The following is a 21,770-nucleotide window of genomic DNA, read 5'->3' on the forward strand; positions in this document are numbered from 1 at the left end:
GCTCGGACCTCCCTAGTTCTATGGTTCATTACATGAGTAATGAACCGATCAACCGACGAGGCGGGCGTCGATGATCGACAACGGCAGACCGCTGTTCCAGCAGATCGCAGAGCTCATCGAGAACTCGATCATCGACGGAACCCTTCCCGAAGAAGGCCAGGTGCCGTCGACCAACGAGCTCGCCGCCTTTCACCGGATCAACCCGGCGACCGCAGCAAAGGGACTGAATCAGCTCGTCGCCGACGGGATCCTCTACAAGAAGAGGGGAATCGGGATGTTCGTCACCTCCGGCGCCCGGAACGCGCTGCGCTTCCGGCGACGCGAGCGGTTCGCGCGCCAGTTCATCGATCCGCTCGTCACCGAGGCGGACAAACTCGGCGTCAGCATCGCCGAACTCAAGACCATGCTCGACCAACGGGAGGGAGCACGATGATCGGCACAGCGTTCGACACGAAGACGGTCGCCTCGGCGCGGGGCCTCGGTAAGCGATTCGGCGACTTCGTCGCCCTCGACGGAATCGATTTCTCCCTTCAGGAGAACAAGATCTACGGTCTCCTCGGCCGTAACGGCGCCGGCAAGACCACGCTCATGCAGATCCTCACCGGCCAGGAGTTCCAGACTTCGGGTGCGGTCGAGATCTTCGGTCAGGCTCCGCACGAGAATTCCCGGGTGCTCACCGACGTCTGCTTCGTCAAGGAGAGCCAGAAGTACCCGGACGACTTCAGGGTCGCGCACGTCCTCGCGACTGCACGGCACCTGCTCCCCCACTGGAACGAGGAACTCGCACAGACACTGCTGGAGGATTTCGATCTTCCGTTGTGCCGCAAGGTCAAGAAGCTGTCGCGGGGCATGACCTCCGCGCTCGGTGTGACGGTCGGTCTGGCCTCCCGCGCACCACTCACCCTGTTCGACGAGCCGTATCTCGGCCTCGACGCGGTGGCACGGCACCTCTTCTACGACCGGCTTCTCGCCGACTACGCCGAACACCCGCGCACGGTCGTGCTCTCCACACACCTCATCGACGAGGTCAGCGACCTCATCGAACACGTGATCCTGATCGACAAGGGACGGATCGTCCTCGACGAGGACACCGACGCGCTTCGCGAAGGCGCCGTCGTCGTCTCCGGCTTGGCGTCGCTCGTCGCAGACTTCACCTCGAACAAGACTGTCCTGCACCGTGAATCGCTGGGAAATCACGAACGGGCGACCGTCCAGACCACCCTGTCGGACTCCGAACGGGACCGGGCGGTCGACGACGGTCTGCATTTCGAGCCGCTCAGCCTTCAACAACTCGTGGTCCGCAGTACCACGGCCACCAAGGAGGACGCGCGATGACCAACCGGGTCCTGACCGTCTCCCGCATCCACACCGTCGCCTGGCCTCTGCTCGTCGCGTGGCCACTGGGCGTGCTGGTCGCGTCGTTCACGATCGGTGCGGCCATCTTCGCGATGGTCGGTGACACCGGCAGCGACACCAACTTCACCGGCGGTGTCTTCTCCCTGTTCGGGTTCGCCCTCGCGTTCTACCTGCAGGCCATGACACAGACGTTCCCGTTCGCACTGGGGATGAGCGTCACCCGGCGCGACTATTTCGCGGCCACCCTGATCGTCGCCGCCGTCCAGGTCTTCGTGTTCGGGGTGATGCTCTACGGACTGTCGCTGATCGAGGAGGCCACCGGCGGCTGGGGTGTCGGAATGCGGATGTTCGCGATACCCAACTACTTCACATCCGACCCGGCGATCCAGCTGGCCGCCTACTTCGCCTTCCTGTCACTGACCGCGGCGGCGGGAATGTTCCTGGGTGCACTGCATCACCGGTGGCGGGTGGTGGGGCTCTTCACGCTCGGCGTCGGCACACTCCTCGCCGCAGGCGCCGCCGCATTCGTGATCACGTGGCAGAAGTGGTGGCCGGACATCGGCCACTGGTTCGCGGACGTGCCCCGGTCGGTGCCGATGGTGTGGCTGCCGGCACTGGCCGCGGCGGCAGGGATCGTCGCGGCGTGGGCGCTCGTCCGCCGCGCGACGGCCTAGCGCACCAGGTTCGACGCGATGGCCGGGAGGCCTTGCGGTGCACCTGCGCCGAGGAGGTCCTCGAGGGCACGGAGATCGAGATTCTGCTCCACCAGGTCCGCCAGCAGATCGAGTTGACCGGTCCGGATCGCGGCGACATCCGTGTCCGGTGCGGTGACGAAACCGGTTCTCCCCGCATGTTCGGCCACGTCGTCCAGCAGGAGCCGGCGGAAGCGGTCGGTCTCCAGCAGTCCGTGCCAGTGCGTGCCGTAGACGGCGCCGCGGATACTTCCTTCCGCGGCGCCGCTGCTCGCGTGGAGGAGCGGCTGGTCGCCGTTGCGCCGCACCCGGCCGTGATGGATCTCGTATCCGGACACCGGAACTCCGTGGGCGTCGCCGCGCACCTGCGCGAGCACCTTGTCCGGGGCGAACTCCACCTCGAGGTCGAGCAGTCCGAGACCGGACACAGCACCCCGGCCGGATTCGACGTCGTCGACGATCACGGACCCGAGCATCTGGTAGCCGCCACACACGCCGAGCACCGGGCCACCGCGTTTCGCGTGTGCGGCGACCGCATCCGCGATGCCGTTGCGGCGCAACCATTCCAGATCCGACACCGTCGACTTGCTGCCGGGCAGGACGATCAGGTCGGCATCCTCGAGCCGAGACGGATCGGTGACCCAGCGCACCGACACGCCGGGTTCGCACGCGAGCGCCTCGACGTCCGTCGAATTGGAGATGCGGGGCAGGCGGATAGCCGCCACCCGCAGCCAGTCGTCGCCGATCGGTGGCGCCGGACGCCCGACCGGGGCGTCCCCCACCACACCGAGCGAATCCTCGGCGTCGAGCCACAGGTCCTCGGCGAAGGGAATCACCCCGAGCGTGGGGCGTCCCGTCATGGCCGTCAACTGCTCGAGGCCCGGCGCCAGCAACGACACGTCGCCGCGGAACTTGTTGATCACGAATCCCGCGATCAACGCCTGGTCCTCCGGTGCGAGGACCGCCACGGTGCCGAACAGGTGGGCGAGCACTCCACCGCGGTCGATGTCGCCGACGACGACCACCGGCAGGTCGGCAGCCCGGGCGAGCCCCATGTTCGCGAGGTCCGTGGCCCGCAGGTTGATCTCGGCGGGTGAGCCCGCTCCCTCACAGATCACCACGTCGTACTCGGCGCGCAGCGACGCCAGTTCCTCCGCCACCACCGCGCGCAGGTGCCGCCGGTGCTCGATGTAGTCGCGGGCTCCGACGGACGTGACCGCGCGGCCGCGCACCACCAGTTGCGACGTGCGGTCGCTGCCCGGTTTCAGCAGCACGGGGTTGAAGCGGACACTCGGCTCGAGTCCGCAGGCCGCGGCCTGCAGGGCCTGTGCCCGGCCGATCTCGCCGCCGTCCAGCGTGACGACGGAATTGTTCGACATGTTCTGCGCCTTGAACGGCGCCACCCGGACACCTCGCCGCGCCAGCATCCGGCACAGTCCCGCGACGAGGACACTCTTGCCCGCGTCAGACGTGGTGCCGGCGACGAGCAGGGCGCCCTTCCACCGGCTCTCGCTCAAGGCAGGGTGAGGATCTCGTTGCCGGTCTCGGTGACCACGATGGTGTGCTCGAACTGAGCCGTCCACTTGCGATCCTTGGTGACGACGGTCCAGTCGTCGTCCCAGATCTCCCAGCCGATGTCGCCGAGGTTGATCATCGGCTCGATCGTGAACACCATGCCGGGTTCGATGACCGTGTCCACGGAAGGCTCGTCGTAGTGGAGGATGACGAGGCCGTTGTGGAACGTGGTGCCGATGCCGTGCCCGGTGAAGTCGCGGACCACGCCGTAGCCGAAGCGGTGCGCGTACGACTCGATGACTCGGCCGATGACGTTGAGCGCACGGCCCGGCTTGACGGCCTTGATGGCGCGCATCGTCGCCTCGTGGGTCCGCTCGACCAGCAACCGGTTCTCCTCGGCGACATCCCCGGCGAGGAACGTGGCATTGGTGTCTCCGTGCACGCCGCCGATGTAGGCGGTGACGTCGATGTTGACGATGTCGCCGTCCTGGATCACCGTCGAGTCGGGGATCCCGTGGCAGATCACCTCGTTCAGCGACGTGCAGCACGACTTGGGGAAACCCTTGTAGCCGAGCGTCGACGGATAGGCGCCGTGATCGATCATGTACTCGTGCGCGATGCGGTCGAGCTCGTCGGTGGTGACACCCGGCGCCACCGCCTTACCCGCCTCCTGCAGGGCCTGCGCGGCGATCTTGCTCGCCACCCGCATGGCCTCGATGGTCTCCGGGGTCTGCACCCACGGCTCGTTGCCTTCCTTCGCCGTGGGCTTCCACGCGTACTCGGGACGCTCGATCCCCGCCGGTACGGCAAGGACGGGAGACACGGTTCCGGGGCTCAGTGCTGTGCGGACAGACATGGGTACCAGGTTAGACCCGTGTATGGCCCGGTCGCGTCCGGACCCGTCGTGCGCGTCGATGTCACTCCCGCAGTGTGGTGAGGAAGGCGATCCGGTCGCCGCGGTAGAGGGAACGCACCCGTTCGATGGGGACGCCGTCGGTGTCGAGCGAGACACGGTGGAGCCGCAGCATCGGCATCGCGGTGGTCGAGTCGAGGAGCGCGGCCTCCCGCGGGGAGGCCAGCACGGTCTCGATCCGCTCGGTCGCCGACGCGAACACCACGCCGGTCGCGCGGATCGCCGCGTACAGCGAGGTGCCCGGGTCGAATCGGCGCGCCATCTCCCCGAACCGCTCGGCGGGCAGATGGGTGCTCTCGAGCCCGATCTTCTCGTCGTCCGCGAGGAGGACGCGTTCGAGGTGGATCACCGGCGCCCCGAACGCGAGCCCGAGCGCCTCGGCGAGATCCGCGTCGGCGCCGAGTTCCTCGAACGTCACCAGTTCGCGCCCGGGCACCCGGCCCTGGCTGACCGCACCCTCGGTGTAGGACCGCAACGACAGCGGTTGCACGAGCTTGGGGCTGGCGACGACGGTGCCGCGGCCGCGACGCTCGACGCGACCCTCGACCAGCAGTTCGTGGATGGCCTGCCGCACCGTCTCGCGGGACACCGTGAACCGCAGGGCCAGCTCCCGCTCCGCCGGCACCGCGTCGCCCACCTCGAGTTCGGCGAGGATCGACTCGAGTTCGGTGCGGACCCGGTAGTACTTGGGGACGTTCGGCGTTTCCGTCATGGCGTGGGTGTCACCGCGAGCCGCACCCTGCGCGCGACGGCGATCACGTCGTCGACGCTCGGCGCCTGCGCCCCGGGGACTTTCGCGGCGTCGTCCCAGCGCCGGAGCCGGACGGCGTCGGGCCAATAGGGATGCCCGGTGAACTCGGCGTCGACGGCGGCGCCGCCCTGCTTGTCCAGCGTGGCAATCGATTGGCCGGACAGCGTTGCCGCGTAACCGGATTCGGTGGCCACCAGATAGCGCTTGGCGGCGACGTGCGCCCCGGCGAGCCACCCGACGCGTTCCCCGAATCGCGGCGTGAGCCAGTCGCGCGCCTCGCGGTCGTGCGGGCAGTCGCCGGGGAACCCCAGAGCGGGACTGCGGGCGATGTCGTGCAGTGCGGCGGCGAGAATCAACTCGTCGTCGGCGCCGTCGTCCATCGCCCGCCCCGCGGACTGGAGGGCGTGGTCGAGTTCGTCGATCGGCTCACCGTCGTAGACGCCGCGCAGCGACAGCAGCGCCGCCGCAGCTTCGATCAGCACGGACTCTCCGGACGCGTCACTGTCGTCGTTCATGCGGCAGAGCGTACCCGAAAAATGGTCTATACCAATTGTTCACCTGCCGTTCTCCTAGCGGTGGCCCAATGGTCTAGACCAAACGGCAGGCTCCCTTTCACAGTCCCCCTCATCGTTAGGAACACGCCATGCGTCTTCGTCCCCGGATCGCCGCGGCCACCCTGGCCGCGGCCGTCCTTACCCTCGGAACCGCCTGCGGCGGAACCGGCACCGCCGCCGGTTCCGGCACCGACACCGTCACCGTCTACAGCGCCGACGGGCTCTCGGGGTGGTACCAGTCGCGTTTCGACGCCTTTACCGCAGAGACCGGGATCGCGGTGAACCTCGTCGAGGCCGGATCCGGCGAAGTCGTCTCTCGTCTCGAGAAAGAACAGTCGAACCCCCAGGCCGACGTCGTCGTCACGCTGCCGCCGTTCATTCAGAAGGCCGACTCCCAGGGACTCCTCGTGCCGAGCGGTATCGACACGTCCGCGGTTCCCGCGGCCGAAAAGGACGCGGCCGGTCACTACGTTCCCGTCGTCGACAACTACCTCTCGTTCATCGCCAACCCGGCGGCCTCGCCCACTCCCCGGACGTGGGACGACCTACTGTCCGACCAGTTCAAGGGCAAGATCCAGTACTCCACTCCCGGTCAGGCCGGCGACGGCACCGCGGTCCTGCTGCTCCTGCAGCACCTGAAAGGCAAGGACGGCGCACTCGACTACCTCGCCGACCTGCAGGCCAACAACGTGGGACCGTCGTCCTCGACCGGCAAACTGCAGCCGAAGGTCAGCAACGGCGAACTGCTCGTGGCCAACGGCGACGTCCAGATGAACCTCACGTCGATCGCCGACGACGGCTCGAAGTTCGACCTCTTCTTCCCCGCAGCCGCCGACGGCACCCGCACCACCGTCGCCCTGCCGTACGTGATGGGTCTGGCGAAGGGCGCGCCCCGCAGCGAGCAGGGTAAGCAGTTGATGGAGTTCCTGCTCTCCGAGGAGTCGCAGAAGACCGTCGCCGACGAGGCACTCGGCATGTCGGTCCGTGAGGACGTGCGCGCCACCGCAGGCGAGAGCGCCCCGGCGCGCGCACTGCAGGGGGTCCAGGTGTGGTCGCCGAACTGGAACGACGTACTCACCGAACTCGATTCGGACGTCGCCGCGTACCAGAAGGCCACCGGGAGCTGATCGTGTCGGGAATTCCAGCCAGGCGGGCACACCCGCTGCACGCCCCCGCGGTCCGCGGAGCAACCGACTTCTCTGCGCCTGCCATCACCTTCGACCGGGTCACCGTCGGCTACGGCCGCGGCAGGAGCGTCACCCACGCCCTGATCGACTTCACTCTGCGCGTGGGCCGCGGTGAGACGGTGGCGCTGCTCGGCCCGAGTGGGTCCGGCAAGTCGACCGCGCTCAAAGCCCTCGCGGGATTCGTCCGTCCCACTTCGGGTTCCGTGCGGCTCGGATCCCGAGACGTCACCGACCTTCCGCCCGCGAAACGGGGAATCGGCGTCGTCGTGCAGTCCTACGCCCTGTTCCCGCACATGCGGGTCGCCGACAACGTCGCGTTCGGCCTCCGCTCCCAGCGGGTGCCACGCGCGGAGATCGGCGCGCGGGTGGCCGAGGCCCTCGAGATGGTCGGGATGGCCGCCTACGGCAAGCGTCTGCCCCATGAGCTGTCGGGCGGACAACAGCAGCGGATCGCGATCGCACGGGCCCTGGCGATCCGGCCCGCGGTCCTGCTGCTCGACGAACCACTCGCCGCGCTGGACGCGCAACTACGCGAGAGCATGCTCGGTGAGCTCTCGCGACTGCGGGCGGCGCTACCCGGCACCGCGATGCTCTACGTCACGCACGATCAGAGCGAGGCGCTGGCGCTGGCCGACCGGATCGCCGTCATGCGGAACTCCCGGCTCGCCGACATCGACAGCGCCGAGAACCTCTGGAAACGGCCACCGAGCAGCTTCACCGCGGAATTCCTCGGCGGCGCCAACCTGCTGCCGTGCACCGTCACCCGGGTGATCGGAACGTCGGCGCTCGTGTCGATCGGCGGCGTCCCGGTCACCGCCACGGCCCCGCAACCCGACATCGGGCACGTGGAGTGGGAGTCGGACCTGCCCGCATTTCTGTGTGTCCGCCCGCATGCGGTGACGCTGACGGCGCCCGGCGCGCGCGGATCGTTCTCGGCCCGGATCGTCTCGACGGTGTGGCGGGGATCGACCACGCGGATCACGCTCGCCGTCGACGACTTCGAGGGAGTGCAGGTGGACGCGGACGTCTCCGGTCACGACCAGCGCCCACCGGGCACCGCCGTCGGCGTGCAGTTCCCCTCCGACGGCAGCGTCCTGGTGCCGGCGACGTGACCGCGGCCCTCGAGCGTCCGCCCACCGAAGCGACGCCGCCCCGGCCCGCGCCGTTCCGGTGGCAGAGCATCGCGTGGACGCTGCCACCCCTGCTGCTCGTACTCGGTTTCGCCGTCTACCCGATGGCGCGTGTGCTCACCGAATCGCTCGACACCGAAACCGGTTCCGGTCTGGACAACTGGTCCGGCGTCCTCGGCTCGGAACTGTTCCGCACGGCCCTGTGGCGGACGGTGCAGATCGCCGCCCTCTCCACCCTGGGCTGCCTGGTCCTCGGCACGCTCCTCGCGCTCGTGCTGGCGTTCGTCCCCGTTCACGGGATCGAAGGTCGTCGGACGGCTGATCGACGCGGTGCTGTCGCTCCCGTCGTTCCTGATCACGCTGGCTTTCACTTTCCTCTACGGCACGGCCGGGGCGGTGAACGCCCTGATCGCGCGCATCACCGGCGACGCCCACGGACCACTGAACTTCCTCGGCACCCCACTCGGGGTGATCGCCGCGGAGATCACGTTCTTCACCCCGTTCGTCGTCCGGCCTCTGCTCGCCGCGTTCACCCAGATCCCCCGCGAACAACTCGACGTCGCCGCCAGTCTCGGGGCGTCGCCGCTGCGGGTGCTGCGGACCGTGGTGATGCCCGAGGCGTGGCCCGCACTGCTGGCGGGCGGCTCGCTGGTGCTGCTGCTGACCCTCAACGAATTCGGCATCGTCCTGTTCACGGGCGCCAAGGACGTGATGACGCTGCCCGTCCTGATCTACACACGCGGCATCGTCACGTTCGACCTGCCGGGCGCAGCCGTGATCGCCACTGTCCAGGTGGCGTTGTCGCTGACCCTGTACTGCGCGTACCGATTTCTGTTCGCCAAGCTGACGGGAGGCAGCCGTGCTGCTGTGGACGAGAAGATCTAGGGCACTGGCCCTGAGCCTGTTCGCCCTCGTGGTGACCGTCGTGTTCGCGGCGCCGATCGCGACCGTGGTCGCTGCCGCGCTGGCCGGATCCTGGACGGGCCCGCTGCCCTCGGACCTCGGCGGCCGCAACTTCGCGGCGGCACTGTCCGACGAGAATCTCGCCAGTCTCACCGTCAGCCTGCAGACGGCGTTCATCGCGGGCGCACTGGCACTCGCGGTCGGGACATGGGCGGCACTGGCAGCGCGGGAGGCGCCGACGTGGTTGCGCCGCACCACCGACGCCGTCTTCCACCTGCCGATCGCGATCCCGTCCGTGGCGATCGGTCTCGGTCTGCTGATCGCGTTCAACTCGCGACCGCTCCTGCTCGGCGGAACCAAGTGGATCGTGATCCTGGCACACACGATCCTCGTGCTTGCCTTCACGTTCAGCGCCGTCTCGGCGGCTCTGGACCGACTCGATCCCGCGTACCGGCAGGCCGCCGAGTCCCTCGGCGCCGGCCCCACCCGCGTGCTGCTGCGGATCACGCTGCCGCTCCTGCTGCCGGCCATCGGTGCCGCCGCGGGCCTGTCGATCGCACTGTCGATGGGCGAACTGGGCGCCACCGTGATGGTGTACCCCGCAACGTGGAAGACGCTGCCGGTGAGCATCTTCGGGCTCACCGACCGCGGTCGGGTGTTCCTCGCCGCGGCCGACACCACCCTGCTGCTGGCGGTCACGCTCCTCGCCCTGCTGGCCGTCGGCCGCATCCGCAGGCGCTGACGCACCCGTGCGTGGTTGACGAGTCCTGGCACTCCTCAACCACGCACGGGCGGCGGAGCCGCCTACTTCTGGCGGAGCAGGTACCGCTGCACCTTTCCGCTGGGCGTCTTCGGCAGGTTGGGGACGAAGTGCACGGTGCGCGGGTAGGCGTGCGCCGCGAACTTCTTCTTCACCAGTGTCTGCAGTTCGACCTCGAGTTCGCCGGTCCCGTCGACGCCGTCGCGCAGGACCACGAACGCCTCGAGTACCTCACCGCGCAATTCGTCGGGCATCCCGACGACCGCCGCCTCGACGACGTCGTCGTGCATGACGAGCACGCTCTCGACGTCGAAGGGCCCGATCCGGTAGCCGGCCATGATGATCACGTCGTCGTCGCGGGCGGAGAAGAAGTAGAAGCCGTCCTCGTCGGTCTGCCCGGCGTCGCCGGTGAGGTACCAGCGACCGTCGGCCGTGAACCGCTGCGCCGTTTTCTCCGGTGCGTCGACGTAGCCGGTGAACCACATCAGCGGGCTGTTGTGCGTGTCGATCGCGACCCGCCCCGGCGTGCGCGGCGGCGCGATCGCGTCGGAGTCGTCCTCGAGGACGGCGCACGCCCACCCCGGCAACGGTTTGCCCATGGACCCGTCGCGCACCTCTTCCCGCAGCCCGTCGGCCCAGGAGTTGGCGATGAACATGCCGTGCTCGGTCTGGCCGTAGTGATCGCGGACGAACACGTCCAGGTTGGCCTTCGCCCACGAGATCACGTCGGGAGTGAGCGGTTCACCCGCCGACGACGCGCGACGCAACGTCACCGTCTCGGGGATCGGCGTGGGGTCCGCCCGCAGACTGCGGTAGACCGTGGGGGCGGCCGCGAAGTTGGTGACGCCGAAGCGCTCCATGACCTGCCAGGTGAGGGGCGCGGAGAACCCGGCGTGGAGCAGGATGCTTCGAGTGCCCGCGGCGAGGGGCCCGAGCAGCGCGTAGTACAGGCCGTACGCCCAGCCGGGGTCGGCGGCGTTCCAGAACACGTCGTCCTTGCGGACGTCGAGGCCGAACTCCTGGTAGGCGTGGAACGACGCGAGTGCCCGCAGCCGCACCGGCACCCCCTTCGGTGTTCCGGTCGTGCCGCTGGTGAACAACTGGACGAGGGGTCCGTCGCCACCGACCGTGACGGCCGCACCCTTCGCATCCGCTGCGTCGTGCGACTCCACGAGCGTCGCGAAGTCGAGCGCGTCGGATCCTTCCCCGCCCACGACGACGACCTGCCAGGACGCGTCCGCGGGGATGTCCTCGCCGGGGGCCAGCTTGTCGAGTTGGTTGGCATCGGAGACGACGACCTTCGCGCCGCTCGCACCCAGCCGGAACGCGATCGCAGGCGGCGCGAACGCGGTGAACAGGGGAACGTGGACGGCACCCCGGCGCCAGATGCCGAGCAACGCGACGACCAGTTCGGCCGACTTGCCCATCAGCGTCGCGACGTGGTCTCCCGGCTCGACGCCGAGGTCCGCGAGTGCGGCGGCGAATCGCGTCGACTGCTCGCGCAGGTAGCCGTACGTGAGGTCCGTCGACGACAGGTCCGATTCGACGACGGTGAACGCCACGTCGTCGGCGGGGTGCCGATCGCACAGCAGTTCCGCGGCGGACGCCGTCGGCGCGTCGTACTGGTCCAGCAGCTCACGCACGCGTGCGGTGGGATCGGTGGTCATGCGGTACTCCTTGTGCTCTCATGGCCCGTGAAGGATGGTCGGGCCGTCGCCCGAACTCACTACGGTTATGATCTAGCTCACAGACCGCTGTGACTACCCCCGGAAAGGGGTGACCGACTTGGTTGCTCGTGCACCGTCGCTGCTGCGCCCTCGGGACGGGGACGCGCTTCGCGGTGAACTACGTTCCATCGCAGCTCACGGCATCGCGCCGGTCCTGTTCGGCGGCGAGGTCCAGGACGGCACACTGCACCTCAGCGAGTTCGTCGGCACCCGCACCAACAACCTCAAGGGCCTCGCTATCCCCTCGCGTTCCGGTCTCGGCGGCCGAGTGGTCGCCCAGCGCACGCCCGCGGCGGTCAACGACTACGGCCGCTCCTCGACCATTACCCACCACTACGACCGGCCCGTCCTCAGCGAGGGGCTCCGGTCCATCCTGGCGGTGCCGGTCATGGTGCGGGGCAGCTCGCGTGCCGTGCTCTACGCCGCCATCCGCGACTGCGCACCGATCGGCGACCGCACCGCCGACATCGTCGTCGCGGCGTCCCGGCGCCTCGGCACCGAGATCGCCATCCGCGACGAGGTCGATCGCCGGCTCGAGATGATGAAGACACTCGACGTGAGCGGTGCCGGTGGCGCCACCACCGAGGAACTCCGCGACATCCACGCGGAGCTGCGGAGTGTCGCGCAGACTGTCGCCGACACGTCGTTGCAGGCCCGCCTCCGCGGGCTGTCACAGCGACTGGCGGGCATTCTGCGGCCGGACGCCGACGGCGCCGAGGTGGACCCCGGCGTCCACCTCACTCCACGTGAGATCGACGTCCTGTCCCATGTGGCCCTGGGATGCACCAACAGCGAAGCAGCACAGCGTCTCTCGGTGGGACCCGAGACGGTGAAGAGTTACCTGCGCAGTGCCATGAGCAAGCTCGACGCGCGGTCGCGCCACGAGGCGGTAGTCACCGCGCGCAGGCTCGGGCTGCTCCCCTAGCGACACGCGTCTTCTCGAACGAGGGACGCAGGCGGTAGCGAAAGGCGGTGGGTCATGGGATCGACAGCGGACGCCACGAGTTCGAACGCACCAGATTCGAATTCGCCCGAACAGCCGAGCCTCAAGCGGGTGATGGGCCCGGGGTTGCTCCTGCTGTTCATCGTCGGAGACATCCTCGGCACCGGTATCTACGCGCTGACCGGAAAGGTGGCCAATCAGGTCGGTGGCGCGGTGTGGTTGCCGTTCCTGGTGGCGTTCGTCGTCGCGATCATCACCGCGTTCAGTTATCTCGAGCTGGTCACCAAGTTCCCGAAGGCCGCAGGCGCCGCGCTGTACACGCACAAGGCGTTCGGTGTGCACTTCCTCACCTACATGGTCGCGTTCGCGGTCATGTGCTCGGGAATCACGTCCGCCTCGACGGCGTCGCGGGCGTTCGCCGCCAATTTCGTCGAGGCGTTCCACCTCGACTTCTCCACCGGGATCGGCATCACCCTGCTCGGTCTCGGATTCATGACGCTGGTGGGTCTCGTCAACTTCCGCGGGGTCAGCGAGAGCGTCAAGACCAACGTCGTACTCACCTGCGTGGAGCTGTCCGGTCTCCTGATCATCATCATGATCGGGCTGTGGGCCCTCGGCGTCGGGGACGGCGACTTCTCCCGGGTGGCGACGTTCGACACCGGCGACCGATCCGCGCTCGGCGCGGTCGTCGCAGGAACCGCCCTCGCCTTCTTCGCGATGGTCGGGTTCGAGGACTCGGTGAACATGGCCGAGGAATGCAAGGAACCGAGCCGCATCTTCCCCAAGGTCCTGCTGACCGGCCTGATCATCACCGGCTGCATCTACGTTTTCGTGTCGATCACCGCGATCGCCCTCGTGCCGGTGAGCGAGCTCGGCGAGGGTGACACTCCGCTGCTGAAGGTCGTTCAGGCCGGGGCGCCCGCGTTCCCGATCGGGATCTTCGCGTTCATCACCATGTTCGCCGTCGCCAACACGGCGCTGATCAACATGCTGATGGCGAGCCGGTTGCTGTACGGCATGAGCCGGGAGGGCGTCCTTCCTCCCCCACTCGGCAAGGTTCACGCCACACGGCGCACACCGTACGTTGCCATCGTCTTCACCACGATCCTCGCTTTCGGCCTCATCACGTTCGTCGGCGAGGTCCCCGAACTCGGCGGCACCACCGCGCTGCTGCTGCTGGGCGTGTTCACCATCGTCAACATCACCGTGCTCGTCCTCCGCAAGCAACCAGTGGAGCACAAGCACTTCCGGGTGCCGACCGTCCTGCCGATCATCGGCGCCCTCACGTGTGGCTTCCTCGTCACTCCTTTCGCCGACCGCCCCGCGGTGCAGTACCAGATCGCGGGCGTTCTCCTCGGAATCGGTGTCGTGCTGTGGGCCTGCACCGTCCTCGTGAACAAGAGGCTCGGCAAGGGCGGACCCGAGATCGACCCCGAGAAACTCGCCGAGCACGAGTGACCCTCTCCCTCAGTACAGCGAGAGGAACAGGTCGACGGACCCGTCCGCATGATGTACCTCGAGGTCCTCGGTGAAGGCGCGTTCGATCCGGCCGCGTGCCGCCGCGTAGTCGGCGACGCTCCACGTCTCGGCGAGCGCGTCCGGTTCCGATTCGTCCTCGCAACAGAATCGGGCGAAATAGCCGGAAAGTACGCCGACCAGGACGTCGCCGGGCTCCATCTTGTCGGTCGAATCGCACGGGTATCCGACGACGACCGTGAACGTGCGCGGCGGCGGTGAGGCCGCGTACACCACGAAGATCTCCGAGATCCCCCGATCCCTGATCCGCTCCACCGTGTAGTCGACGAGTTCCCGCCCCGGCCCGGGACGTCCGGGTTTGCCTTCGGGAATGGTCAGGCCCACAAACGATTCCGCCTGCCGCTTGACGATCTCGATCATCGCTTCTCACCCATCGCACTCGACGGCATGCCGGACTCGTCCACGTGGATCGGAATGTACAGGTCCACGGCGTAGGCGTGGGGATACGCTTCGAGGTCCCCGGTGTACGTCCGCTCGATGTCGCCGTTCGTCTCCGCCTCGCTGACCTGCGCCCACAGCCGCAGCATCACGTCGGGAAACATTCCCCGCGAGGAGAACTTGGCGTACGTTCCGGGCGGGATACGCGAAATGACGTGACCCCGTGTGGCGTCGTCCACCGTCGCGCACTCGTACCCGACGATCTGGGTGTAATACGACTCGACGTCGGGAGCGAAGTCGATGTAGGTGGAGGCGAGCGGCCCCCCGACCTCGTGGTGGAGCACGCGCGTCCATGCGCGGTCCAGGCGAGGGTCGCTCAGCTTCCCCAACGCGCGCTGGGGGCTGCGCACGGGCAGACCGGCCACCAGGGTCTCGCCGCGCTCGATGATCTCGAAGCCCATGTCAGATCGCATCCTCGAGCACGTGTGCGTCGCGAACGCCGACGCAGGGCACCCCTCGAGCCCGCGCCAGCTGCATCGCCATCGCATCGGATGGCGAACAGAGTCCGTCCAGGACGTCCTCGGTCGCGATCGCGCAGACGACGTCGCCCTCACATTCGCTGATCGATTCGATTCCGCGGTCGGAAGCCCACTGCCGCAACGCAACCCACCGCGTGAGCTCGGTGCCGGCGCCCGGGCGCCCGACGAACAACACCTTCCGGGTGCCGTTCGCTGTCTCCACGCGATTCACTTCTGCACTGATGGTCATGGTCCGACTTCCTGTCCACGTTGGCTTTTCGATCCCGACTGTGCGGGTTCTTCCGTCTGCAACCAACTATGGACCGACCCGGCGGCAGCGTCTGTCCACCGATCAGCCCCTGAGCAGGATGAATACCGCGTCCTCCGATCGGTGGACAGCGTCGGTGTCAGTACCCCTCGGGCAGTGCGGCGAACATGTCGCGGGTGACGGCCACGGCGTTGTCGGAACTGCCGCCGCGCACCACCAGCGTCGCGAACGCGAGGTCGCCGCGGTACCCGACGAACCAGGCGTGCGAACCGCCCTCGACCTCGGCCTCACCCGTCTTGCCGTACACCTCACCCTGGTCTTCGATCCGCTCGGCGGTGCCGCTCGTCACCACGAGGCGCATCATCCCGCGCAGCCCGTCGACCATCTCCGGGCTGATCTGCGGATGGTCACCGTCGATCGTGGTTTCCCGTCCCGCGATCAACCGCGGCACAGGCGTCGAACCGTGGGCGATGGTCGCCGCGGCCAACGCCATCCCGAATGGGCTGACCACCACCTTGCCCTGCCCGAACCCGTCCTCGGTTCGCTGCACCAGATCCTCGGCAGGCGGCACCGAACCGGAGTCGGTCGGCAGGCCCACCACTTCGTAGTCGGGCCCGATTCCGTACTGCGACGCCGCGACCGTCAGTGCGTCGGGCCGCATCTCGCTGGCGAGTTTCGCGAACGACGTGTTGCACGAGCGGGCGAACGCCGTCGCCATCGGCACGGTGCCGAGCGCGAACTCGTTGTAGTTGGGGACGCTGCGCTCACCGATCTCGATGCGTCCCGGACACGGCACCATCGTGTCGGGTGTCGCGATGCCCGACGAGATCGCGGCGCCTGCGGTGATGATCTTGAACGTCGAACCGGGCGGATACAGGCCGGTGAGCGCGACCGGTCCGTCCTTGTCCGCGGCCTTGTTCTGCGCGACGGCCAGCACGTCGCCGGTCGACGGCTGGATGACGACCATCATCGTCTGGTCGGTGCGGGCATTGACGGCGTTCTGCGCGGCGATCTGGATGGGACGGTCGAGGCTGATCGAGAACGACGGGGACGTCTGCGGAGCGGTCTCGGTGAGCACGTCCGTGTCGACACCGTTCTGGTTGACCGTGACCACACTCCAGCCGGCCTTGCCGTCGACCTCGTCGATCACGGTCTTCTTCACCTGACCGACCAGATCGGGTGCGAAGTTCCGGTCGGTGGCCACGAGATCGGCCTCGTCGGACACGCTCACCCCGGGAATGGCGCCGAGTACGCCGGCGACCTGTTCGTAGTCGTCCGACCGCAGCCTGGTGACGAGGTAGTCGCCCTTGACCGCCGTCGCCGATTCGGCGATCGACTGCGCAGTGAGCGTGTTGTCGAACGTGGCGAGGGCCGACGCGAGCGACTGGGCGCTGACGATCACGTTGCCCGACTGCGAAGCGTCGAGCTTCACGCGGTACACCACCCCGGGCACGAGAACGTCCGACCCGGAATGCTCGTTGACCCGCGCCCGCGGGGCGGCAGTGGAACGCAACGACATCGTCTGCCGATCACCCAACCGGGGATGGACGTTGGTGGAACTCCAGCGCACGGCCCAGTCGCCGCCGCGCCGCCCCATCTGGAGTTCGCCCGAATACGTCCACACCCGGTTCTTCGGCAGATGCCATTCGTACGTGTACCCGACGGTGGCCGTGTCACCGCTGACGTGGACGTCCGTCGTCCGGGCGTCGAGGGACTCGGCCTGCAGCGACGTCCACGCGGACTCGAGGGCCTGGCGGGCGACGTCGGGGCGATCCGACAGATCGGCGGCCTCCTCCGAGTCCTGCTCCGCGAACGCCGTCAGAAACGCCTGCGCGGCCGGTTCCGGACCGTCCGGTCTCGGCGTGCACGCCGTGAGACCCACCGTCAGCACAGCAGCGCCGCAGAGGGCGATCGACTGGACGACGCGTAAGCGAGAATATGGCCGCAGGTTCATCGCCGCCCATGGTATGTCGGCGGACACCGCCGACACGGTAGGCGGACAGCGAGTCAGTCCAGGAGAATTGTGGCGAACGTCGCGACCTGGCTGAAGCCGATCCGCGCGTACGCGCTGCGGGCCACCGTGTTGAAACTGTTGACGTAGAGGCTGGCGATGCGGCCCTCCGCGATGACGGCCTCCGCGACCGTCGCGGTGCCCGCGGCCCCGAACCCGTGTCCGCGATACATCGGATGCACCCAGACACCCTGGATCTGCCCGACCCGCGAGGACACCGACCCGACCTCGGCCTTGAACACCACCTGACCGTCGTCGAATCTGGCCCACGCCCGGCCGGCGGCGATCAGATTGGCGACGCGGCGGCGGTACCCTCGTCCGCCGTCGTTGGCGCGGGGGTCGATGCCGACCTCCTCGATGAACATCGCGACCGCGGCAGGCAGGTACTGCTCGAGTTCGTGCATCCGCACCTGCCGGACCAAGGGGTCCGGGCGGCACTGCGGGGTACTCGCCAACGCCAGCAGCGGCTGGTCGGGCCGGACCTCGCGGGCAGGCCCCCAATCCATCTCCAGCATCTCCCACAGCGGCAGCGTCAGTTCGGCCCGGCCGACCAGCGACGAACACATCCGCGGCGTGCGACAGGCCCGGTCGGCGAACGCCCGCATGTCGTCGATGCTGCCGCGCAGCGGCACGAAATTCGCACCCGAGAAGCACAACGATTCGAGCGGCCCGCCCCGACTCCACAACTCTCCGTGGATCATCCGGGGATCGATGCCGCCCTCTTCAACGCGAGCGGCAACCATGCAGGCGGCGACAGGATCGGCGTCGAGAACGCGGAGCACGTGTGCTGCGTCCCGACTGCTCAACTGTTTGGCACCGAGGAGCTTGAGCATCTACCCAACCTTGTCAGCTAGTGGACCTGCCCACCAGATTGCCATGAACTCGCCGGAAACGGGAGACGTTTCGTTGCCCGCTGCCTGCGCCGACTCAGCTGACCGTCACGACGGGTGATCCGGACGTCGCATCACCCTCCATCTCCTCGGCGATCCGCATTGCTTCCTCGATCAGGGTTTCGACGATCTGCGCCTCCGGCACGGTCTTGATGACCTTGCCCTTGACGAAGATCTGGCCCTTGCCGTTGCCGGACGCGACACCCAGGTCGGCCTCGCGGGCCTCACCGGGACCGTTGACGACGCACCCCATGACGGCGACGCGCAGCGGAATCTCCATGCCCTCGAGGCCGGCGGTGACCTCGTCGGCCAACGTGTACACATCGACCTGGGCCCGCCCGCACGACGGGCAGGACACGATCTCGAGCTTCCGGGGCCGCAGGTTCAGCGACTGCAGGATCTGCGTGCCGACCTTGATCTCCTCGGCGGGCGGAGCGGACAGCGACACCCGGATGGTGTCGCCGATGCCGTCGGCCAACAGTGCGCCGAACGCCACCGCCGACTTGATCGTGCCCTGGAACGCCGGACCGGCCTCGGTCACCCCGAGGTGCAGCGGGTAGTTGCACTGCGCCGCCAGCTGCCGGTAGGCCTCGACCATGATCACCGGGTCGTTGTGCTTCACCGAGATCTTGATGTCGCCGAACCCGTGTTCCTCGAACAATCCGGCCTCCCACAGGGCGGACTCGACCAGCGCCTCCGGCGTGGCCTTGCCGTACTTCTGCATCAGGCGCGGGTCGAGGGAACCGGCGTTGACGCCGATGCGGATCGGGATGCCGGCGTCGCCTGCGGCCTTCGCGACCTCCTTGACGCGTCCGTCGAACTCCTTGATGTTGCCGGGGTTCACACGGACGGCCGCGCAGCCCGCCTCGATGGCAGCGAAGATGTACCGGGGCTGGAAGTGGATGTCGGCGATGACCGGGATCTGGCTCTTCTTCGCGATGGTCGCGAGCGCGTCGGCATCCTCCTGCCGCGGGCAGGCGACGCGGACGATGTCGCAGCCGGACGCCGTGAGTTCGGCGATCTGCTGCAGGGTGGCGTTGACGTCGTGGGTCTTGGTGGTGCACATCGACTGCACGGATACCGGGAAGTCGCTGCCGACACCGACAGTTCCGACCTGGAGCTGGCGAGTCGTGCGGCGGGGTGCGAGAACGGCGGCCGGGCCTTCGGGCATACCCAATCCGACAGGGCTGGTCACGTGGGTGCCTTCTTTCGTAGCTTCAAGTCCGAGTTTAGCGATCACTGGAAGAGCTTGATCGGGTTGACGATGTCGGCGGTCAGCGTGAGGAGCATGTATGCGCCGCCTATGACGATCACCACATAGGTGACGGGCAGAAGTTTCATGTAGTCGACAGGTCCCCCGCTGGGAAGTCCGCGCCTGCTGCGGAACCAGTCCCGGACCCGCTCGTACAGGGTGACCGCCATGTGCCCGCCGTCGAGCGGCAGCAGCGGCAGGAGGTTGAACATCCCGAGGAAGAAGTTCAGGCTCGCGAGCAGCAGCACGAACGCTTCCCAGATTCCCTGTTCGGCGATCTGGCCGCCGATGACGCTGGCGCCGTACACGGAGATCGGGGTCTCCGGGTCGCGTTCGCCGCCCGTCACCGCGTGCCACAGGTCGACGGCCTTGCTCGGCATCTGCACCAGCCGCTCGGCGGTCATCACGAACATGTCGCCGGTGAACTCGAACGAGGCGGGCACCGCCGAGAGAGCCGAGTGCTCGACGACGCTCGGTGTCGCGCCGATGCCGATCGCGCCGACGGTCGCCTCGTGAGGTTCGGTCTCACCCTCCTCTTGGACCCAGCGCTGCACCTGCTGGACCGGGACGACGATCGTCTGCTCTTCGCCGTCCCGCTCGATCGTGAAGTCGACCGGACCGGACAGCGAACGCGTGGCGGCGGCCACGTCGGCGAACGTGGGCGTGTCCTTGCCGTCGACCGCGGTGATGACGTCACCGGTCCTGATGCCCGCCTGCTCGGCGGGGCCCGGGCCGGTGCACTCGGACAGGGCGTAGTCGGGGCCGGGCCCCTGGGTCGGCGCCGCGCACCCGACCGAACCGACGACCGCGTCGGTGGACCGGTTGAGGTCGGGCAGCCCCCACCCGACCGCGAGGACGTAGACCAGCACGAGCCCGAGGACGAAGTTCATGCCGATGCCGCCGGACATCACCGCGAGGCGCTTCCAGGTCGGCTTCTTGTACATGGCCCGGTCTTCTTCGTCCGGTTCGAGTTCGTCCAGCGCCGTCATCCCGGCGATGTCGCAGAACCCGCCGAGCGGGAGCGCCTTGAGCCCGTACTCGGTCTCACCGCGGCGGAAGGAGAAAATTTTGGGTCCGAAACCGATGAAGTACCGGCGAACCTTCATGCCGGTGGCCTGCGCCACCCACATGTGCCCCGCTTCGTGAAGTGCGATCGACAGCGCGATCCCGAGGGCGAAGAGAACAACGCCCACTGCGAACACCATGCAGTTCTAGCCTTCCTGCTTCACGAGCTGACGTGCTCGCTCACGTGCCCAGCCGTCGGCGGCCAGTACATCTTCCACGGTAGCCGGTGGCGCCGACCACTCGTCCGCCTCGGACAGCACGGAGGCGACGGTGCGGACGATGCGCGGGAACCGGATGATCCCGTCCAAGAATGCCTGAGCCGCGACCTCGTTCGCAGCGTTGTAGACGGCGGTGAGGCATCCCCCACTCTTGCCTGCCTCGCGGGCGAGGTCGACGGCGGGGAAAACCTGCGAGTCGAGTGGCTCGAATTCCCAGGTGGATGCGGTGCCGAAGTCGCAGGCCGCGGCGGCGCCGGCCACACGATGCGGCCAACCGAGCGCCAGGGCGATCGGGAGCTTCATGTCGGGCGGGCTGGCCTGCGCCAGCGTCGACCCGTCGGTGAACGTGACCATCGAATGCACGATGGACTGCGGGTGAACGGTGACGTCGATCCGGTCGTAGTCGACGCCGAACAGCAGGTGGGTCTCGATCAGTTCGAGCCCCTTGTTGACGAGTGTCGCGGAGTTCAGCGTGTTCATCGGCCCCATCGACCACGTCGGGTGGGCACCGGCCTGCTCGGGTGTGACCGATTCGAGCCGATCGGCCGTCCAGCCGCGGAACGGTCCGCCCGAGGCGGTGAGCACCAGCCGGTCCACCTCGTTCGCGCTGCCACCCCGCAGGCACTGGGCCAGCGCGGAGTGTTCCGAGTCGACCGGCACGATCTGTCCCGGAGCCGCCGCGGCAGTGACGAGGGGCCCGCCGGCGACGAGCGACTCCTTGTTGGCGAGGGCGAGCCGCGCACCGGACTCGAGGGCGGCCAGGGTCGGCTCCAGCCCCAGCGAACCGACCAGTGCGTTGAGCACGACGTCCGCTTCCGTGGTCCGCACGAGTTCGGTGACGGCATCCGGTCCGCTCAGCACGCCGGGCCGATCCAGCGATGCGGCCGCCCGCGGATCCGCGACTGCGACGGAGGACACACCCGTCTCACGAATCTGCCGGGCCAGCAGTTCGACGTTTCCGCCACCGGCCGCGAGTCCCACCACCGTGAACTTGTCCGGGTTGGCGGCCACCACCTCCAACGCCTGGGTACCGATCGAACCTGTGCTGCCGAGCAGCAGGACGCGAGTGGGCCTGTTTTCATCCACCCACCCATTGTTCCTGATGAAATGCGGACGGCCCGCCATGGATGGCCCCGCTACATACGACGGGCAGTCGTATGTCACGATATGTCGAGTAGCGCAACCGAATCTGCAGGAGGATCG

21 protein-coding genes and 1 pseudogene are annotated in these 21,770 nt (G+C 68.0%); 9 read left to right on the forward strand and 13 right to left on the reverse strand.

All coding sequences use genetic code 11. The features are described from left to right. Window positions 1-70: 70 nt before the first annotated feature. The 3 genes from WKC72_RS27345 to WKC72_RS27355 are packed head-to-tail and all read left to right on the forward strand — an operon-like array spanning window position 71 to window position 2,030. Window positions 71-433 (forward strand): GntR family transcriptional regulator, encoded by a 363-nt coding sequence (locus WKC72_RS27345; protein ID WP_005259287.1) that lies wholly within the window; start codon window positions 71-73, stop codon window positions 431-433. Continuing rightward, window positions 430-1,335, forward strand: a complete 906-nt coding sequence (locus WKC72_RS27350) for an ABC transporter ATP-binding protein (RefSeq protein ID WP_037245625.1) — start codon at window positions 430-432, stop codon at window positions 1,333-1,335. Before WKC72_RS27345 ends, WKC72_RS27350 begins: the two co-directional genes overlap by 4 nt. Beyond that, window positions 1,332-2,030 carry a hypothetical protein gene (locus WKC72_RS27355; protein WP_037245622.1) on the forward strand — a complete coding sequence of 233 codons (699 nt, stop codon included), beginning with the start codon at window positions 1,332-1,334 and terminating at the stop codon, window positions 2,028-2,030. Before WKC72_RS27350 ends, WKC72_RS27355 begins: the two co-directional genes overlap by 4 nt. Here WKC72_RS27355 and WKC72_RS27360 read toward each other — a convergent pair. From WKC72_RS27360 to WKC72_RS27375, 4 genes are all read right to left on the reverse strand, one after another. Continuing rightward, window positions 2,027-3,565, reverse strand: coding sequence for a cobyric acid synthase (locus WKC72_RS27360; RefSeq protein WP_370180404.1), 1,539 nt, complete (start codon window positions 3,563-3,565; stop codon window positions 2,027-2,029). The two genes, WKC72_RS27355 and WKC72_RS27360, sit on opposite strands and share 4 nt — an antisense overlap. After that, entirely contained in the window at window positions 3,562-4,419 is an 858-nt protein-coding gene (gene map, locus WKC72_RS27365; protein ID WP_016880170.1) for a type I methionyl aminopeptidase, read from the reverse strand. The genes WKC72_RS27360 and map overlap by 4 nt, the downstream gene beginning before the upstream one ends. A gap of 61 nt (window positions 4,420-4,480) precedes the next feature. After that, window positions 4,481-5,188, reverse strand: a complete 708-nt coding sequence (locus WKC72_RS27370) for a GntR family transcriptional regulator (RefSeq protein ID WP_128638928.1) — start codon at window positions 5,186-5,188, stop codon at window positions 4,481-4,483. Beyond that, entirely contained in the window at window positions 5,185-5,742 is a 558-nt protein-coding gene (locus WKC72_RS27375) for an HD domain-containing protein (protein WP_370180405.1), read from the reverse strand. Before WKC72_RS27375 ends, WKC72_RS27370 begins: the two co-directional genes overlap by 4 nt. A gap of 128 nt (window positions 5,743-5,870) precedes the next feature. Between WKC72_RS27375 and WKC72_RS27380 the strand changes: the two genes are divergently transcribed. From WKC72_RS27380 to WKC72_RS27395, 4 genes and pseudogenes are all read left to right on the forward strand, one after another. Beyond that, window positions 5,871-6,908, forward strand: a complete 1,038-nt coding sequence (locus WKC72_RS27380) for a 2-aminoethylphosphonate ABC transporter substrate-binding protein (RefSeq protein ID WP_115948464.1) — start codon at window positions 5,871-5,873, stop codon at window positions 6,906-6,908. A gap of 2 nt (window positions 6,909-6,910) precedes the next feature. Continuing rightward, window positions 6,911-8,080: an ABC transporter ATP-binding protein gene (locus WKC72_RS27385; RefSeq protein ID WP_370180406.1), complete on the forward strand. Its 1,170-nt coding sequence runs from the start codon at window positions 6,911-6,913 to the stop codon at window positions 8,078-8,080. Beyond that, window positions 8,077-8,983: pseudogene (locus tag WKC72_RS27390) on the forward strand (2-aminoethylphosphonate ABC transporter permease subunit). The gene WKC72_RS27385 and the pseudogene WKC72_RS27390 overlap by 4 nt, the downstream one beginning before the upstream one ends. Continuing rightward, the gene (locus tag WKC72_RS27395) at window positions 8,958-9,743 is read left to right on the forward strand and encodes an ABC transporter permease (protein ID WP_370180407.1); all 786 of its coding nucleotides are present in this window, start codon (window positions 8,958-8,960) and stop codon (window positions 9,741-9,743) included. The pseudogene WKC72_RS27390 and the gene WKC72_RS27395 overlap by 26 nt, the downstream one beginning before the upstream one ends. A gap of 62 nt (window positions 9,744-9,805) precedes the next feature. On the opposite strand, the gene WKC72_RS27400 is transcribed toward WKC72_RS27395, so the two are convergent. After that, window positions 9,806-11,428, reverse strand: a complete 1,623-nt coding sequence (locus tag WKC72_RS27400) for an AMP-binding protein (protein WP_370180408.1) — start codon at window positions 11,426-11,428, stop codon at window positions 9,806-9,808. A 109-nt stretch (window positions 11,429-11,537) separates the two neighbouring features. Here WKC72_RS27400 and WKC72_RS27405 point away from each other — a divergent pair, with 109 nt between their 5' ends. Then, a complete protein-coding gene (locus WKC72_RS27405) occupies window positions 11,538-12,413 on the forward strand; it encodes a LuxR C-terminal-related transcriptional regulator (protein WP_037245601.1) in 876 nt (291 codons plus the stop codon). A gap of 54 nt (window positions 12,414-12,467) precedes the next feature. Next, on the forward strand, window positions 12,468-13,889 hold the full coding sequence (locus WKC72_RS27410; protein WP_128638936.1) for an APC family permease: 1,422 nt from the start codon (window positions 12,468-12,470) through the stop codon (window positions 13,887-13,889). 9 nt (window positions 13,890-13,898) lie between these two features. Here WKC72_RS27410 and WKC72_RS27415 read toward each other — a convergent pair whose 3' ends face one another. From WKC72_RS27415 to dxr, 8 genes are all read right to left on the reverse strand, one after another. After that, complete coding sequence (locus WKC72_RS27415) at window positions 13,899-14,327, reverse strand: AraC family transcriptional regulator (RefSeq protein WP_370180409.1); 429 nt, start codon at window positions 14,325-14,327, stop codon at window positions 13,899-13,901. Beyond that, on the reverse strand, window positions 14,324-14,806 hold the full coding sequence (locus WKC72_RS27420; RefSeq protein ID WP_037245594.1) for a GyrI-like domain-containing protein: 483 nt from the start codon (window positions 14,804-14,806) through the stop codon (window positions 14,324-14,326). The genes WKC72_RS27415 and WKC72_RS27420 overlap by 4 nt, the downstream gene beginning before the upstream one ends. Before the next feature lies 1 nt (window position 14,807). After that, a complete protein-coding gene (locus WKC72_RS27425) occupies window positions 14,808-15,113 on the reverse strand; it encodes a hypothetical protein (RefSeq protein ID WP_370180410.1) in 306 nt (101 codons plus the stop codon). Window positions 15,114-15,270: 157 nt separating this feature from the next. Next, window positions 15,271-17,085 carry a penicillin-binding transpeptidase domain-containing protein gene (locus WKC72_RS27430; RefSeq protein WP_370180411.1) on the reverse strand — a complete coding sequence of 605 codons (1,815 nt, stop codon included), beginning with the start codon at window positions 17,083-17,085 and terminating at the stop codon, window positions 15,271-15,273. A 53-nt stretch (window positions 17,086-17,138) separates the two neighbouring features. Beyond that, on the reverse strand, window positions 17,139-17,975 hold the full coding sequence (locus WKC72_RS27435) for a GNAT family N-acetyltransferase (protein ID WP_005240559.1): 837 nt from the start codon (window positions 17,973-17,975) through the stop codon (window positions 17,139-17,141). Window positions 17,976-18,069: 94 nt separating this feature from the next. Continuing rightward, window positions 18,070-19,227, reverse strand: coding sequence for a flavodoxin-dependent (E)-4-hydroxy-3-methylbut-2-enyl-diphosphate synthase (gene ispG, locus WKC72_RS27440; RefSeq protein WP_037245590.1), 1,158 nt, complete (start codon window positions 19,225-19,227; stop codon window positions 18,070-18,072). Window positions 19,228-19,268: 41 nt separating this feature from the next. Further along, window positions 19,269-20,489 carry an RIP metalloprotease gene (locus tag WKC72_RS27445; RefSeq protein WP_037245587.1) on the reverse strand — a complete coding sequence of 407 codons (1,221 nt, stop codon included), beginning with the start codon at window positions 20,487-20,489 and terminating at the stop codon, window positions 19,269-19,271. A 6-nt stretch (window positions 20,490-20,495) separates the two neighbouring features. Continuing rightward, entirely contained in the window at window positions 20,496-21,692 is a 1,197-nt protein-coding gene (dxr, locus tag WKC72_RS27450; protein ID WP_370180413.1) for a 1-deoxy-D-xylulose-5-phosphate reductoisomerase, read from the reverse strand. Window positions 21,693-21,770: the final 78 nt, after the last annotated feature.

It is taken from the genome of Rhodococcus wratislaviensis (genome assembly GCF_041228765.1).
Taxonomy (GTDB): domain Bacteria; phylum Actinomycetota; class Actinomycetes; order Mycobacteriales; family Mycobacteriaceae; genus Rhodococcus_F; species Rhodococcus_F wratislaviensis.